The sequence below is a fragment of the Kitasatospora sp. NPDC092286 genome (assembly GCF_044755565.1).
Classification (GTDB): Bacteria; Actinomycetota; Actinomycetes; order Streptomycetales; family Streptomycetaceae; genus Kitasatospora.
Window position 1 is genome coordinate 1 of sequence record NZ_JBIVRD010000041.1, and the last position, 15,741, is coordinate 15,741.

At 71.0% G+C, this 15,741-nt stretch carries 10 protein-coding genes; 1 reads left to right on the forward strand and 9 read right to left on the reverse strand.

Annotation, left to right across the window (positions count from 1 at the left end; translation table 11 throughout):
- Positions 1-261: 261 nt before the first annotated feature.
- The 9 genes from ACIQIB_RS31485 to eccD all read right to left on the reverse strand — a co-directional run bounded on the left by ACIQIB_RS31485 (position 262) and on the right by eccD (position 11,292).
- Positions 262-1,947 (reverse strand): ribonuclease J, encoded by a 1,686-nt coding sequence (locus tag ACIQIB_RS31485; RefSeq protein ID WP_363611234.1) that lies wholly within the window; start codon positions 1,945-1,947, stop codon positions 262-264.
- Positions 1,948-2,116: 169 nt separating this feature from the next.
- Complete coding sequence (gene dapA, locus ACIQIB_RS31490) at positions 2,117-3,016, reverse strand: 4-hydroxy-tetrahydrodipicolinate synthase (protein ID WP_363611232.1); 900 nt, start codon at positions 3,014-3,016, stop codon at positions 2,117-2,119.
- 215 nt (positions 3,017-3,231) lie between these two features.
- Positions 3,232-3,966 carry an FAD-dependent thymidylate synthase gene (thyX, locus tag ACIQIB_RS31495; RefSeq protein ID WP_363611230.1) on the reverse strand — a complete coding sequence of 245 codons (735 nt, stop codon included), beginning with the start codon at positions 3,964-3,966 and terminating at the stop codon, positions 3,232-3,234.
- Positions 3,967-4,007: 41 nt separating this feature from the next.
- Positions 4,008-4,469 carry a hypothetical protein gene (locus ACIQIB_RS31500; RefSeq protein WP_400762160.1) on the reverse strand — a complete coding sequence of 154 codons (462 nt, stop codon included), beginning with the start codon at positions 4,467-4,469 and terminating at the stop codon, positions 4,008-4,010.
- A gap of 25 nt (positions 4,470-4,494) precedes the next feature.
- Entirely contained in the window at positions 4,495-5,241 is a 747-nt protein-coding gene (dapB, locus tag ACIQIB_RS31505; protein WP_363611226.1) for a 4-hydroxy-tetrahydrodipicolinate reductase, read from the reverse strand.
- A 58-nt stretch (positions 5,242-5,299) separates the two neighbouring features.
- Positions 5,300-6,676, reverse strand: a complete 1,377-nt coding sequence (locus tag ACIQIB_RS31510; RefSeq protein WP_400659120.1) for a M16 family metallopeptidase — start codon at positions 6,674-6,676, stop codon at positions 5,300-5,302.
- Positions 6,677-6,743: 67 nt separating this feature from the next.
- Positions 6,744-8,951 (reverse strand): polyribonucleotide nucleotidyltransferase, encoded by a 2,208-nt coding sequence (locus tag ACIQIB_RS31515; protein WP_363611222.1) that lies wholly within the window; start codon positions 8,949-8,951, stop codon positions 6,744-6,746.
- A 430-nt stretch (positions 8,952-9,381) separates the two neighbouring features.
- Positions 9,382-9,672, reverse strand: coding sequence for a 30S ribosomal protein S15 (gene rpsO / locus ACIQIB_RS31520; RefSeq protein WP_196952393.1), 291 nt, complete (start codon positions 9,670-9,672; stop codon positions 9,382-9,384).
- A 162-nt stretch (positions 9,673-9,834) separates the two neighbouring features.
- Positions 9,835-11,292: a type VII secretion integral membrane protein EccD gene (gene eccD / locus ACIQIB_RS31525; protein WP_400762162.1), complete on the reverse strand. Its 1,458-nt coding sequence runs from the start codon at positions 11,290-11,292 to the stop codon at positions 9,835-9,837.
- Positions 11,293-11,691: 399 nt separating this feature from the next.
- On the opposite strand from eccD, the gene eccCa reads away from it, so the two are divergent.
- Positions 11,692-15,639 carry a type VII secretion protein EccCa gene (gene eccCa, locus ACIQIB_RS31530; protein WP_400762164.1) on the forward strand — a complete coding sequence of 1,316 codons (3,948 nt, stop codon included), beginning with the start codon at positions 11,692-11,694 and terminating at the stop codon, positions 15,637-15,639.
- Positions 15,640-15,741: the final 102 nt, after the last annotated feature.

The following is a 15,741-nucleotide window of genomic DNA, read 5'->3' on the forward strand; positions in this document are numbered from 1 at the left end:
TTCCTTCAGGCCGCCTTCCAGCGGGCCCTCCGGGCGCTTCGTTCTTTCGTGTTCTCAGCTTATCAGATGTTTTCCGCTCCGTTTTCCGGAGTTTCGTTTATCTGATTGGCTTTCGCCTTTCGGCGCTCCCGAACTCTATCAGAGTTTCTCGGTCCGCTTTCCGCTCCCGAATTCCATTCGAAAGCTTCCGGCCGTCCCGTGGGGCAACCCGGAGAACGTTACGCACCGGGCCGCCCCACGTCAAACCGGGCAGTGGAGGGGTCAGACCTCGACCACGACCGGCAGGATCATCGGCCGGCGGCGGTAGTTGTCCGCCACCCACTTGCCGATGGTCCGGCGGACCAGCTGCTGGACCTGGCGGACCTCCAGGACGCCGTCGCCGGCCGAACGCTCCAGGGCCTCCTGGAGCTTGGCGACGACCGGGCCGAACGCGTTGTCGTCGATACCGGAGCCGCGGGCCTGGATGGTCGGGCCGCTCACCATCTTGCCGTTGGCGGAGTCGACCACCACGAAGACGGAGATGAAGCCCTCCTCTCCGAGGATCCTGCGGTCCTTGAGCGAGGCCTCGGTGATGTCACCGACCGAGGAACCGTCCACGTAGACGTAGCCGGCCTGCACCTTGCCGACGATCCGGGCGACGCCGCCCTCCAGGTCGACGCAGACACCGTCCTCGGCGATGACCGTGCGGTTGCGCGGCACACCGGTCGCCATGCCGAGGTCGGCCGCGGCCCGCAGGTGGCGCCATTCGCCGTGGACCGGCATCAGGTTCCGCGGCTTGCAGATGTTGAAGAAGTACAGCAGCTCGCCGGCCGAGGCGTGGCCCGAGACGTGCACCTTGGCGTTGCCCTTGTGCACGACCTTGGCGCCCCAGCGGGTCAGGCCGTTGATCACCCGGTACACGGCGTTCTCGTTGCCCGGGATCAGCGACGAGGCCAGGACGACGGTGTCGCCCTCGACGATGCGGATCTGGTGGTCGCGGTTGGCCATCCGGGACAGCGCGGCCATCGGCTCGCCCTGCGAGCCGGTGCACACCAGCACGACCTCCTTGTCCGGCAGGTCGTCCAGGGTCTTCACGTCGACGATCAGGTTGCCCGGCACCTTCAGGTAACCGAGCTCCCGCGCGATGCCCATGTTGCGGACCATCGAGCGGCCGACGAAGGCCACCTTGCGCTTGTACTCGTGCGCGGCGTCCAGCACCTGCTGGATGCGGTGCACGTGGCTGGCGAAGGAGGCGACGATGATGCGCTTGTCCGCGTTCGCGAAAACGTTTCGCAGCGCGACCGAGATGTCGCGCTCGTGCGGGATGAAGCCGGGGACCTCGGCGTTGGTGGAGTCCACCAGCAGCAGGTCCATGCCCTCCTCGGCCAGCTTGGCGAAGGTCGGCAGGTCGGTGAGGCGGCCGTCGAGCGGCAGTTGGTCCATCTTGAAGTCACCGGTGGCGACGACCATGCCGGCCGGCGTCCGCACGGCGACGGCCAGCGCGTCCGGGATGGAGTGGTTGACCGCGATGAACTCGCAGTCGAACGGGCCGATGCGCTCGCGCTGGCCCTCCTTCACCTCCAGCACGTACGGCCGGATGCGGTGCTCGGTGAGCTTGGCCTCGATCAGGGCGAGGGTCAGCTTCGAACCGATCAGCGGGATGTCCGGGTTCTCCCGGAGCAGGAACGGGACGGCACCGATGTGGTCCTCGTGCCCGTGGGTCAGGACGATGCCGTCGATCTTGTCGAGACGGTCCCGGATGTAGCTGAAGTCCGGCAGGATCAGGTCGACGCCGGGCTGCTCGTCCTCGGGGAAGAGGACACCGCAGTCGACGATGAGAATGCGGTCCCCGTATTCGAAGACCGTCATGTTGCGGCCGATCTCGCCGAGGCCGCCGAGCGGAGTGATGCGGAGGGCGCCCTCCTTGAGTGCGGGGGGCGCGCCGAGTTCGGGGTGCGGGTGGCTCAAAAGACTCTCCTCACAACGCACGCCATATGCCCGGGGTCCTCCCCCTGGAGACATATGGCGTGTGTACTCAGTGTCGGTTTCCTACTGGGTCGGTGCTCTCACGCCTTCGTCCGGTTCAGCGGCAGACCCCGAGAGGTCCGGCGAGCCGGGGCGCGCACGTCTGTGTCTGTTACAGGTGTACCCCGCCGGCGGCGAGATCCTTCTTCAATCGCACGATCTCCTCGGCGGTCGCCCCCACCAGCGGCAGCCGCAGCGGCCCGGCCGGCAGGCCCTGGAGCTCCAGCGCGGCCTTGGTGAGGATGACACCCTGCGTGCGGAACATACCGCTGAAGACCGGGAGCAGGCCCTGGTGGATCGCCGTGGCCTTGGCCACATCGCCGCCCAGGAAGGCCTCGATCATGCTGCGCAGCTCGCCGGCGACGACATGCCCGACCACGCTGACCACACCGACGGCTCCGACGGACAGCAGCGGCAGGTTGAGGACGTCGTCCCCGGAGTACCAGGCAAGGTCGGAACGGGCGATGGCCCAGGCAGCGGCGCCGAGGTCGCCCTTGGCGTCCTTGTTGGCGACGATCCGCGGGTGCTCACCGAGCCGGACCAGCGTCTCGTGGCCGAGCGCGACGCCGCTGCGACCGGGGATGTCGTAGAGCATGACCGGCAGGCCGGTGGCGTCGGCGATGTGCGTGGTGTGCCGGTACAGACCCTCCTGCGGGGGCTTGCTGTAGTACGGCGTGACGACCAGCAGGCCGTGCGCTCCGGCGGCCTCGGCCTGGCGGGCCAGCTCCGCGCTGTGGTGGGTGTCGTTGGTGCCGACACCGGCCACCACGTGGGCCCGGTCCCCCACGGCCTCCACCACGGCGCGGACGAGCTGGGCCTTCTCGGCGTCGCTGGTGGTCGGGGACTCACCGGTGGTGCCGTTGACGACGAGTCCGTCGTTGCCGGAGTCGACGAGGTGCGCGGCGAGGCGCTGGGCGCCGTCGAGGTCGAGACCGCCGTCGGCGGTGAACGGAGTCACCATCGCGGTCAGGACCCGGCCGAAAGGCGTCTGGGGGGTGGAGGTCGGAGCCATGCGTCCAAAGCTACTCGTAGGCGGTGGGGCGGTACCCATGCCGGTCCAGGGTTCGGACAGGTGTAGCACTCAGGGCGGCGGGAGAATGGGATCCCGGTGCTGCATGCTCGGGGGTTCAAGCAGCACCGGAATCCGTGTCACGAGCGTAGGGAGCGGCTAGAAAAGCCGCAATCCAGACATTCTGTACAAGCCGTCCATATGCCTGTCGTCCCAGCTCAGGGGGCGACTCGGCCGTGCTTCTCAAAGGCCGCATGGGTGAGCGGCATGAGCCGTGCCCACTGCTCCTCCATCCGCTCGGCGACCATCTCGATCTCGCGCTGCGGGAAGGACGGCACGCTGGCGTTCTCCTTCTTCGTCCGCAGCGACAGGAAGTGCATCAGCGAGCGGGCGTTGCAGGTCGCGTACATCGACGAGAACAGACCGACCGGCAGCACCGCCCGGGCCACCTCGCGGGCGACGCCGGCCGCCAGCATCTCCTGGTAGCGGCTGTACGCCTCGCGGTACGCCGCCTCCATCGCCCCGGTGACGGTCCGGTGCTGCTCCGGGGTGCCCTCGACGAACTCGTAGCGGCCCGGCCGGCCCTGCTGGACCAGCCTGCGTTCCTCGCCCGGCACGTAGAAGACCGGCTGCAGCTCGCGGTAGCGGCCGGACTCCTCGTTGTACGACCAGCCACTGCGGTGGCGGTGGAACTCCCGGAAGACGAAGATCGGCGCGCTGATGAAGAAGGTCATCGAGTTGTGCTCGAACGGCGTGCCGTGCCGGTCCCGCATCAGGTAGTTGATCAGACCCGTGGACTTCTCCGGGTCCTGCTGCAGCGCCTCCAGGGACTGCTCCCCCGCCGTCGAGACCCGCGCCGCCCAGATGACGTCCGAGTCGGCGGCGGCGCTGCGGACCAGTTCCACCGTGACGTCGCTGCGGAACTGCGGGGCGGTGCCCACTTCGTCGCTCACGCGAGAATCCTCCAGAGTTCGGGTACGTGCCGGCCGACAGCCTAGCCCGCGGGGATCGGCGCACCGGCCGCGCCGTGAAGCCGGATGGCGTGCGCCATCGTCTTGCGGGCGCGCGGGGTGTCGCCGGCGTCGGCGTACGCCACGGCGAGGCGGAACCAGACCCGCCAGTCGCCGGGCGCCGCCTCCGCCTCCGCCTGGCGGCGGGTGAACACCTCGTCGGCCGAGGCCCGGTCGATCCGTCCCCCGGCCGTGCGCCGCAGCTCGTCCACCGGCAGGCCGCCCTCGGCCTCCAGCTCCCGGGCGAGCCGCTCACTGGCCCGGCCGAAGCGGACGGTCTGCCGCAGGAACCAGACGCCGATCAGCGGGATGACGAAGGCGCAGAGCCCGATGCCGATGCCGAGCGGCTTGCCGGTGGCGATCAGCTGCAGACCCTCGCCGACGCAGATCAGGGCGACCAGCAGCAGCACGGCGGCGAGCACGAAGAAGCCGGTACGCGAGGTCATGCGGCGCTCCAAGCGGTGATCACGGTCACAGGTCCAGGAAGTGTTCGAGGCCGAGGGTGAGCCCCGGCGTCTCCACCACCTTGCGCACCCCGAGCAGGATGCCCGGCATGAAGCTGCTGTGGTGCAGCGAGTCGTGCCGGATGGTGAGGGTCTCGCCGGTGTCGCCGAACATCACCTGCTGGTGGGCGAGCAGCCCGCGCAGCCGGACGGCGTGCACCGGCACCCCGTCCACGTCGGCGCCGCGGGCGCCCGGCAGGCTGTGGGTGGTCGGGTCCTGCTGGCGCGGCCGGCCCGCCTCGGCCCGGGCGGCCGCGATCAGCTGGGCGGTGCGGGTGGCGGTGCCGCTGGGCGCGTCGGCCTTGCGGTCGTGGTGCAGCTCGACCACCTCGACCGACTCGAAGTACTTGGCGGCCGTCTGGGCGAACTTCATGCCGAGCACCGCGCCGATGGAGAAGTTCGGTGCGATCAGCAGGCCCAGCTCCGGTGCCTCGTCCAGCCAGCCGCGGACGGTGGCCAGCCGCTCGTCCGTCCAGCCGGTGGTGCCGGTGACCACGTGGATGCCGTGGTGCAGGCAGTAGTCGAGATTGCCCATCACCGAGTCGGGGTGGGTCAGCTCGACCACGGCCTGCGCACCGGCGTCGGTGAGCTCGGAGAGCTTCGACTCCCGGCCGAGGGTGGCGACCAGTTCCATGTCCGGGGCGGCCTCGACGGCCTTGACGGCCTCCGAGCCGATCCGGCCCCTGGCACCGATCACGGCGACACGCAGCGTCATGACGAACTTCCCTTCAGACCAGTGGGACCAGCAAGAGCAACACGACCGGCGGCGCCGGTCAGACCAGCAGGTCGGCGAGCCGGGCGGCCCGCTTGTCGCTGACCGGGCCGATCAGCGCCAGCGACGGCCGGTACGCGCCCAGCACATCACGGGCCACCGCGTGGACGTCGTCCAGGGTCACGGCCGCGATCTTCGCCAGTATGTCGTCCACCGACAGATGGTGGCCGTAGCTCAGCTCGGCCTTGCCGATCCGGTTCATCAGCGAGCCGGTGTCCTCCATGCCGAGCACGGTGGAACCGGAGATCTGCCCGATCGCCCGCTGCAGCTCCTCCTCGGTGATGCCCTCGGCGACCACCTTGGCGAGCTCCTCGCGGCAGATCCGCAGCACCTCCTCGACCCGCTTGGGCTGGCAGCCCGCGTAGATGCCGAACAGGCCGCTGTCCGCGTACGACGAGGAGTACGAGTACACCGAGTACGCCAGGCCGCGCTTCTCCCGGACCTCCTGGAACAGCCGCGAGCTCATCCCGCCGCCGAGGGCCGCGTTGAGCACGCCCATCGCCCAGCGGCGCTCGTCGTGCCGGGGCACCCCGGGCACGCCCAGCACCAGATGGGCCTGCTCGGTGCTGCGGTTGAGCACCTCGATCCGGCCGGCCGTCCGCAGCGCCTTGACCCCGCGCCGGGCCTCGGCGGGCGCGGCCGTGGAGCGGGCCAGCATCGGCGCGAAGGCCCGCTCGACCTGCCGGACCACCTTGCGGTGGTCCAGGTTGCCGGCCGCGGAGACCACCAGCTGCTCGGGCCGGTAGCGGCGCTGGAAGAAGCCGGCGATCTGGTCGCGGGTCAGCCCCCGGACGGTCTCCTGGGTGCCGAGGATCGGGCGGCCCAGCGGGCCGTCGCCGAAGATCACCTTGGCGAAGAGGTCGTGCACCACGTCGCCCGGGTCGTCCTCGGCCATCGCCATCTCCTCGAGGATGACGCCGCGCTCGGCCTCCACGTCCTCCGGGCGGATCAGCGAACCGGTGAGCATGTCGCAGACCACGTCGATGGCCAGCGGCAGGTCGGTGTCCAGGACCCGGGCGTAGTAGCAGGTGTTCTCCTTCGCGGTGAAGGCGTTCATCTCGCCGCCGACCGCGTCCAGGGCCGCCGAGATGTCCAGCGCGCTGCGCCGCTCGGTGCCCTTGAAGAGCAGGTGCTCCAGGTAGTGGGTGGCGCCGTTGAGCTGCGGGGTCTCGTCCCGCGAACCGACGCCGACCCAGATGCCGAAGGTCGCGGAGCGCACCGTCGGCAGGGTTTCGGTGACGACCCGCAGGCCGCCGGGGAGGACGGTGCGGCGCACCGTGCCGGCGCCGTCCACGCCCTTGAGCAGGGTCCGGGTGGTGCCGGGGCGCTGCTTCGCCGCCGAGGCCTGAGCCACGGGGTGTACCTCCGTAGAAAGCATGTGCAACAACAGGGTGCGGCCCGCACGCCGACGTGGCGTGCGGGCCGCGGGGTCAACTAGCGGCGCTTCACTCGGAAGCGGCCTCGCCGTCCTCTTCGCCCTCGACCACCGGGATCAGGGAGAGCTTGCCGCGCGGGTCGATCTCGGCGATCTCGACCTGGACCTTGGCGCCGACGCCGAGCACGTCCTCGACGTTCTCCACGCGCTTGCCACCGGCGAGCTTGCGGATCTGCGAGATGTGCAGCAGGCCGTCCTTGCCCGGCATGAGCGAGACGAACGCGCCGAACGTCGTGGTCTTGACCACGGTGCCCAGGTAGCGCTCGCCGACCTCCGGCATGGTCGGGTTGGCGATCTGGTTGATCGTCGTACGGGCAGCCTCCGCCGAGGGACCGTCGACCGCACCGATGTAGATGGTGCCGTCGTCCTCGATGGTGATGTCCGCGCCGGTGTCCTCCTGGATCTGGTTGATCATCTTGCCCTTGGGGCCGATGACCTCACCGATCTTGTCCACCGGGATCTTGATGGTGATGATGCGCGGCGCGTTCGGCGACATCTCGTCGGGCGCGTCGATGGCCTCGTTCATCACGTCGAGGATGTGCAGACGCGCGTCCTTGGCCTGCTTCAGCGCGGCGGCCAGCACCGACGCCGGGATGCCGTTGAGCTTGGTGTCCAGCTGCAGGGCGGTGATGAAGTTGCGGGTACCGGCGACCTTGAAGTCCATGTCGCCGTACGCGTCCTCGGCGCCCAGGATGTCGGTCAGCGCGACGTAGTGGGTCTCACCGTCGATCTCCTGCGAGATCAGGCCCATGGCGATACCGGCGACGGCGGCCTTCAGCGGCACACCGGCGTTCAGCAGCGACATGGTCGAGGCGCAGACCGAGCCCATCGAGGTGGAGCCGTTGGAGCTCAGCGCCTCGGAGACCTGGCGGATCGCGTAGGGGAACTCCTCGCGGGTCGGCAGCACGGGCAGGATCGCCCGCTCCGCCAGCGCGCCGTGGCCGATCTCGCGGCGCTTGGGCGAGCCCACGCGGCCGGTCTCGCCGACCGAGTACGGCGGGAAGTTGTAGTTGTGCATGTAGCGGCGGCGCGTCTCCGGGGAGAGCGTGTCCAACTGCTGCTCCATGCGCAGCATGTTCAGCGTGGTGACACCCAGGATCTGGGTCTCGCCGCGCTCGAACAGGGCCGAGCCGTGAACGCGCGGGATGGCCTCGACCTCGGCGGCCAGGGTGCGGATGTCGGTGACACCGCGGCCGTCGATGCGGATCTTGTCCTTGATGACGCGCTCGCGGACGATCTTCTTGGTCAGCGCGTTGTAGGCGGCGCTGATCTCCTTCTCGCGGCCCTCGAACTCCGGCAGCAGCTTCTCGGCGGCCAGCGCCTTGACGCGGTCCAGCTCGTTGTTGCGCTCCTGCTTGCCCGGGATGGTGAGGGCCTGGGCCAGCTCGTCCTTCACGGCGGAGGTCAGCGCGGCGAGCACGTCGTCCTGGTAGTCCAGGAAGACCGGGAACTCGCCGGTCGGCTTGGCGGCCTGGGCGGCCAGCTGGGCCTGCGCGGCGCAGAGCACCTTGATGAACGGCTTGGCGGCGTCCAGACCGGCGGCGACGACGTCCTCGGTGGGCGCCTCGGCGCCGCCCTCGACCAGCTTGATGGTCTTGTCGGTGGCCTCGGCCTCGACCATCATGATCGCGACATCGCCGTCCGGCAGGACGCGACCGGCGACGACCATGTCGAAGACGGCCGACTCCAGCTCGCTGTGGGTCGGGAAGGCCACCCACTGGCCCTTGATCAGCGCGACGCGGACGCCACCGATCGGGCCGGAGAACGGCAGGCCCGCCAGCTGGGTGGAGGCGGAGGCGGCGTTGATGGCCACCACGTCGTACAGGTGGTCCGGGTTGAGCGCCATGATCGTGCAGACGACCTGGACCTCGTTGCGCAGGCCCTTGACGAAGGACGGGCGCAGCGGGCGGTCGATCAGGCGGCAGGTGAGGATGGCGTCCTCGGAGGGCCGGCCCTCACGACGGAAGAACGAGCCGGGGATCCGGCCCGCGGCGTACATCCGCTCCTCGACGTCCACGGTCAGCGGGAAGAAGTCGAAGTGCTCCTTCGGCTGCTTCGACGCGCTGGTGGCCGACAGCACCATGGTGTCGTCGTCGAGGTAGGCCACGGCCGAGCCGGCGGCCTGACGGGCCAGGCGGCCGGTCTCGAAGCGGATGGTACGGGTGCCGAAGGAACCGTTGTCGATCACGGCCTCGGCATAGAACACGTTCTCTTCCACCTGGAAGATCTCCTCTTTCGTACGTCTCCGGGAGAGCGTCCCCGCGCATGGCCCGCTGGTGGCCCTGGACAGTCCGGGCCGGTCTTCGATCGAAGCCTCCGGTGGGCCCCGCTCGGTCTGCGGGGCTTCCGGCGGCCACTACCGAGGACCGGCGCCTCTCGGCTGCCAGGCCTGGACGGGCGGTCCGCGTCTGGACGCTCTCTCGGATGCGGGCGGCTTCCGTTTGAAGCCTTCGGCCCGCGGGGGGTCGGGTCTCTGCTCGGGTGGCGCTCGTCGGCGCCATCACCCGGCATGCCCACAACCCTACGGTGCAATCCTCGGCCACCTGGGGAGGTCGGCGCGAGTTGTTATCTCCGACCACGGGCCGTGGCCCGCGGCATACGCGCGAAGGGCGGCTCCCCGGTGTGGGGAGCCGCCCCGAGCGGCGGTCTTAGCGGGCGCCACCGGCGGCACCGCGGCGGATGCCCAGGCGGTCGACGAGCGTACGGAAGCGCTCGATGTCCTTCTTGGCCAGGTACTGCAGCAGGCGGCGACGCTGGCCGACCAGGATCAGCAGGCCGCGGCGCGAGTGGTGGTCGTGCTTGTGGGTCTTGAGGTGCTCGGTCAGGTCCGAGATACGGCGGGAGAGCATGGCCACCTGAACCTCGGGGGAGCCGGTGTCGCCCTCCTTCTGGCCGAACTCGGCGATGATCTGCTTCTTGACGTCAGAGGCGAGAGCCACTGCAACTCCTTAACAGGTGATACCGAGCGGTCCTGGTCTACGGCACAGGACTCTTGAAGAACTCGGTGTCGTAACGCGGGCGCCGCCTGCTGCCACCGGCCTGGGGCCGGGTACAAGGCTGCGCTCGGAGGCCAAGCGTACCAGTGCCGTTCGCCCGGCCGGTCAGCCGGTCGCTCCGCGCACCAGGTGGTAGATGTCGAGGACGGCCAGGGCGAGCGGCACCAGGGCCATCAGGGTGAGGCTGTCGGCCAGGTCCAGGATGCGTCCCCAGAAGGGTGAGACGCCGAGCCGGGGCACCACCAGGGCGATGGCGGTGAGCAGGGCGGCGCCGGCCGCGATCGAGGCGGCCAGCCAGATGGTGCGCAGGTCGACGTCGGTGGAGCCGGCGGCCTTCAGGATGAACAGCGGGGTGTGCAGCGACAGCCCGATGATCAGCAGCGACAGGCCGAGCAGGCCCGCGATGGTGAGGCTGAAGACCTGCGCGGTGTAGCGGAACAGGCGGGCGCGCAGCATGGTGGCGAGGCCGAGGGCCAGCGCCAGCAGCTGGGGGAAGAGCTCGTCGGTGAAGCCGAGCACCGCGCAGGCGCCGACGATCACCGCGGCGCAGCCGCCGACCAGGCCGACCAGCACCTCGTGGCCGCGGCGGGCCTGGTGGGCGATCCGCTCGTACTGGACGGCCTCCGCGCGGCCGGCCTCCTCGTCGTAGTCGCGGCTGCGGGTGCGGGTCTGGCCGGGGGCGCTGAAGCCGACGGGCAGCCGGGCGAAGCGGGCGGAGAGACCGGGCAGGAAGCCGATCACGGCGACGGCGGCCACGCCGGTGACGGCGGCGACGTGGCCGGCCGGGGTGCCGGGCAGCAGGACGGCGGCGAAGGTCGCCAGGGCACCGGCGGCGGCCAGGAAGGCGGCGGCGACGAACAGCGCGTCCTTCTCCGGCAGCAGTCCGGCCAGCAGGACGGCGACCACCAGGACGGCGACGCAGCCGGTGAGGAACTGGAGCCGGCCGGGGCCGTCCCACGGGTGGGCGACGGCGATGACGCCGCTGCCGCCGATCATGGCGTGCGGCAGGGCGCCGAGGCCGAGCGCGAGGGCGGCGTAGGCGTCCTGGTAGACCCGGGCGCGGACGCCGGCGAGCGCGGTGAGCACCACGGCGGTGACGCCGGAGAGGACGCCGGGCAGGCCGTGCATGTCGTGGCGCAGGTCGGAGAACCAGAGCGCGAAGCCGAGCAGGGCGAGCAGCACACCGGCGCCGATCAGGCCGAAGGCCCGCATCAGCTCGGGGCTCCAGAAGCGGCGGTCGGCCTCGACGGCGGTGGCGATGGCGTCGGCGACGTCGTCGTAGACGGCCGGCGGCAGCGACTCCGCGAAGGGGCGCAGGCTGAGCAGGTCGCCGTCGCGGACCTGCTGGGCCGCGAGCGGCAGGCCACTGTCCAGCACGGTGCCGTCGCGGCGGACCAGGTGGAAGCCGGTCGGGACGCCGTCGGGCTGGGTCTGGCCGGAGAGGCGCAGCACCTCGGGGTAGATGTCCGCGAGCGGGACGTCCTCGGGCAGGGCGACGTCGATCCGGCTGTTCGGGGCGACGACGGTGACCCGGCAGAATCCGGTCGTGGCGGAAGTGCTCATGGGCACCCCTCGATCGCTCGACGCACTGGGCGCTCCCCCTTGTTGACGGTGCCGCGGCTTCGGGCGGCGGTCGGTCTGGCTGCTGCGCGGGCGCCGGCCGGTGGAACTGGCTCGTTCCGGCCGCGAGTTGGCGCGGCGTTACCCTACCCGCTCCGTTCGTGCGCGGTACCGCTCAGGGCCGGTGGGGTAGGGCCGGTACGGGCCCCGGGGGTGACCAGTAGGATCGGCCCCTGCGCACGGCGACGGGGACAGGGGCCGCGCTCCTCCCCGGATGCCTGCGGTCGGCGAAGCGGGGGCGGCGTCACACGGGGCGCCCTCACCCGTACGTATTTCCAGTTGCGTGAGGGCTGATGCCGAAGTGAACGAGCGAACCGTTCTGGGCCGTGCGGTGGGGTGCGTATGAGCGTGATCACGGTCAAGCGGCCCGCCCGGGCCTATCCGCCCGCGGTGCCGGACGAGCCGGTGGAGCTGGTCAGCCCGCCCGAACTGCCCAGGGCGGGCGGCGAGGACTGGGTGATGAGCATTCTGCCGATGCTCGGTATGGGCGGTTCGGCGGTGTTCTTCTTCTCGCCCGGCGCGCAGGCCCCTATGAAGATCATGGGCGGTCTGATGATCGTCTCGACGGTCGGCATGGCGCTGGCGCAGATCGTCCGGGCGCGCAAGGGCGGTTCGACGGCCACCGCCGACGAGCGGCGCGACTACCTCAAGTACCTGCAGCAGATGCGCCGCCAGGTCCGCCGCACCGCCGAACGGCAGCGCGGCGCGCAGCTGTTCCTGAACCCGGAGCCGGACCAGCTCTGGTCGATCGTCGCGGACGGCCGCCGGCTGTGGGAGCGCCGCACCGGGGACGCCGACTTCGCGCAGATCAGGGTCGGCCGGGGGCCGGTGCAGCTGTCCACGCCGCTGGTGGCGCCGCAGACCGCGCCGATGGACGAGCTGGAGCCGCTCTCCGCGGCCGCGATGCACACCTTCCTGAAGGCCCACGGGACCTTGCAGGACCTGCCGTTGGCGGTCTCGCTGCGCGCCTTCTACCACATCACGGTCTGCGGCGACCCGGACACCGTGTACGGCAACGTCCGGGCGATGATCGCCCAGATGACGACCCTGCACTCGCCGGACGACCTGCTGGTGACGGTGGCCGCGGCGCCGGGCGCGGTGGAGGAGTGGGAGTGGACCAAGTGGCTCCCGCACAACCAGCACCGCAAGGAGGGCGACGGGGCCGGCTCGCGGCGGCTGATCGCCACCGGCCTCGGTGAGCTGGAGGACCTGCTCCAGGACGAACTGGCCGGCCGTCAGCGCTTCGTGCGCGACGCCGCGCCGGCGCCGGACCAGCCGCACGTCATCGTCGTGATGGACGGCGCCTCGGTACCGCCCGACTCGCTGCTGGCCGGCCCGGAGGGCGTGCACGGGGTCACCATCATCGAGGTGGTCCCGGGCGATCTGGACGAGCCGACCGGCCATCTGATCGTCACCGTCACGCCGGAGGAGCTGGTGCTGCGCTCGGTCTCGGGTGCGACGTACGCCGGCCGGCCGGACACCCTCTCGACCTGGCAGTCCGAGGCCCTGGCCCGGCAGTTGGCGCCGTACCGGATCTCGGCCGGGGGCGACGACGAGCCGCTGCTGTCCAACCTGGACTTCACGGATCTGATGAACTCTGGCGACCCGGGCTCGTTCGACGTGACCCGCAGCTGGCGGCCGCGCGCGCAGCACGAGCGGCTGCGGGTACCGATCGGGGTCGGCGCCGGCGGCGAGCACGTCTACCTGGACATCAAGGAGGCCGCGCTGGAGGGCATGGGCCCGCACGGCCTGTGCGTCGGCGCGACCGGCTCCGGCAAGTCGGAGCTGCTGCGGACGCTGGTGCTGGGCCTGGCGATGTCGCACTCCTCCGAGGTGCTGAACTTCGTCCTCGCGGACTTCAAGGGCGGTGCGACCTTCGCCGGCATGGCGGACATGCCGCACACCTCGGCCGTGATCACCAACTTGGAGGGCGAACTCACCCTGGTCGACCGCATGCGCGACGCGATCGAGGGCGAGATGAACCGCCGCCAGGAGCTGCTGCGTTCGGCGGGCAACTACGCCAACCTGAACGAGTACGAGCGGGCCCGCGCGGCGGGCGCGGCGCTGGCCCCGCTGCCGTCCCTGGTCCTGATCATCGACGAGTTCTCCGAACTGCTCACCGCCAAGCCGGACTTCATCGACATGTTCATCCAGATCGGCCGGATCGGCCGGTCGCTGGGTGTGCACCTGCTGCTCGCCTCGCAGCGGCTGGAGGAGGGCAAGCTGCGCGGCCTCGACACCTATCTCTCGTACCGGATCGGCCTGCGCACCTTCTCGGCGGCGGAGTCCCGGGCGGCGATCGGGGTGCCGGACGCGTACCACCTGCCGCCGGTGCCTGGGGTGGGCTACCTCAAGTTCGGCACCGATGTGATGGACCGCTTCAAGGCCGCGTACGTCTCCGGGCCGTACCGCGCCCCGGGGCAGCAGCGCTCCACCGGCGGCCGGCTGGTGACGGCGCAGCCGGTGCGGTTCACCGCGGCCGAGGTGCCGGTGGCGGAGCCGCTGGTGCGGGAGGTGGAGCCGGAGACCGAGGAGCAGGACGACGCGCTGGTCGACACCGTGCTGGACGTGTTCGTGCAGCGGATGGCGGGCCAGGGGCCGGCCGCCCACCAGGTGTGGCTGCCGCCGCTGGACGAGGCGCCGAGCGTGGACGAGCTGCTGCCGCCGTTGCAGGCGACCACCGAGCGCGGTCTGACCTCGCCCGGGTTCGGGGCGCTGGGCCGGCTGAACGTGCCGATCGGCATCGTCGACAAGCCGCGCGACCAGCGGCGCGAGGTGCTGCACCAGGACTACGCGGGGGCGGCCGGCCACGGTCTGATCGTGGGTGGTCCGCGTTCGGGCAAGTCGACCGTGGTGCGGACCACGGTGGCCGCGTTCGCGCTCACCCACACCCCGCTGGAGGCGCAGTTCTACCTGCTGGACTTCGGCGGCGGCGGCTTCCAGACGCTGCAGGACCTGCCGCACGTCGGCGGGGTGGCCGGGCGGCTGGACGGCGAGAAGGTCCGCCGGATGATCAGCGAGGTGCACGGGGTGCTCAACCGGCGCGAGGAGCTGTTCCGCGCGACCGGGATCGACGGCATCGCGACCTACCGCGCCCGCCGGGCCGGCGGGCAGCTGCCGGACGAGCGGTTCGGCGACGTCTTCCTGGTGATCGACGGCTGGAACACCTTCAAGCAGGAGTTCGAGATGCTGGAGCCGGTGATCGGGGACATCGCCCAGCGCGGTCTCGGGTACGGCGTCCACCTGATCGTCACGGCGGCCCGCTACGCCGAGGTCCGCCCGGCCCTGAAGGACCTGCTGCAGAACCGGACCGAGCTGAAGCTCGGTGACGCGATGGAGTCCGAGGTGGACCGCCGGGTGGCGCAGAACGTGCCGGCCGTCCCGGGGCGCGGGGTGACCGCGGGCAAGCTGCACTTCCTGTCCGGTCTGCCGCGGCTGGACGGCTCGCACACCGTGGACGACCTCCAGGAGGGGGTGGCCGGCCTGGTCGCCGCGGTCAACGCGGCCTGGACCGGCCCGCGCGCGCCGCAGGTCCGGATGCTGCCGACGGTGCTGGACGGCTTCTCGCTGCCGAAGGGCTTCGAGCACCCGGAGCGCGGGATCGCGTTCGGCGTGGACGAGGTGGAGCTGGCGCCGGCGTTCGTCAACTTCGAGACCGATCCGCTGTTCATCGTCTTCGGCGACACCGAGTCCGGCAAGTCCGCGCTGCTGCGGATGCTGGTCAAGCAGATCACCGAGCGGTACACCCCGGAGCAGGCCGGCATCGTGGTCGGCGACTACCGGCGGGCGCTGCTCGGCGCGGTGCCACCGGAGTACCTGGTGGAGTACGCGGCGGCGCAGCCGGCCATGACCAGCATCGTGGAGATGCTGCGCGGGGCCTGCGCACGCCGTCTGCCGGGCCCGGACGTGACCGCCGAGCAGCTGCGCAACCGCAGCTGGTACAGCGGCAAGGACATGTTCGTGATCGTGGACGACTACGAGCTGGTGGCGACCGGCTCGGGCAACCCGCTGGCGCCGCTGGCCGAGTTCCTGCCGTTCGCCCGCGACATCGGCCTGCGGGTGGTCATCGCGCGCAGCGCGGGCGGCGCCGGACGCTCGCTGTACGAGCCGGTGATGCAGCGGATGCGGGAGCTGGGCGGCCAGGGCGTGATCCTGTCCGGCAACAAGGACGAGGGCGCGCTGCTCGGCACGGTCAAGCCGCAGCCGCTGCCGCCGGGCCGGGGGGTGTACGTGTCGCGCCGGATCAGCAGCGGGCAGATGGTGCAGACGGGCTGGCTGCCGTCGGCGTAGGACGGGCCGCCGTCCGCCGCGCCGCCTCGCGCGGCGGTCACGGAGGGTGATTGAAGGGGTCGGGTTCGGAGGAGCCCGGCCCCTTCGGCGTCCCAGCTACTG

Excerpts from the sequence above, each read along its gene's own strand:
- dapA (WP_363611232.1), bottom strand. The coding sequence starts at position 3,016 with ATGGCTCCGACCTCCACCCCCCAGACGCCTTTCGGCCGGGTCCTGACC.
- dapB (WP_363611226.1), bottom strand. The coding sequence starts at position 5,241 with ATGACGCTGCGTGTCGCCGTGATCGGTGCCAGGGGCCGGATCGGCTCG.
- eccCa (WP_400762164.1), top strand. The coding sequence starts at position 11,692 with ATGAGCGTGATCACGGTCAAGCGGCCCGCCCGGGCCTATCCGCCCGCG.
- eccD (WP_400762162.1), bottom strand. The coding sequence starts at position 11,292 with ATGAGCACTTCCGCCACGACCGGATTCTGCCGGGTCACCGTCGTCGCC.
- ACIQIB_RS31500 (WP_400762160.1), bottom strand. The coding sequence starts at position 4,469 with ATGACCTCGCGTACCGGCTTCTTCGTGCTCGCCGCCGTGCTGCTGCTG.
- ACIQIB_RS31510 (WP_400659120.1), bottom strand. The coding sequence starts at position 6,676 with ATGCTTTCTACGGAGGTACACCCCGTGGCTCAGGCCTCGGCGGCGAAG.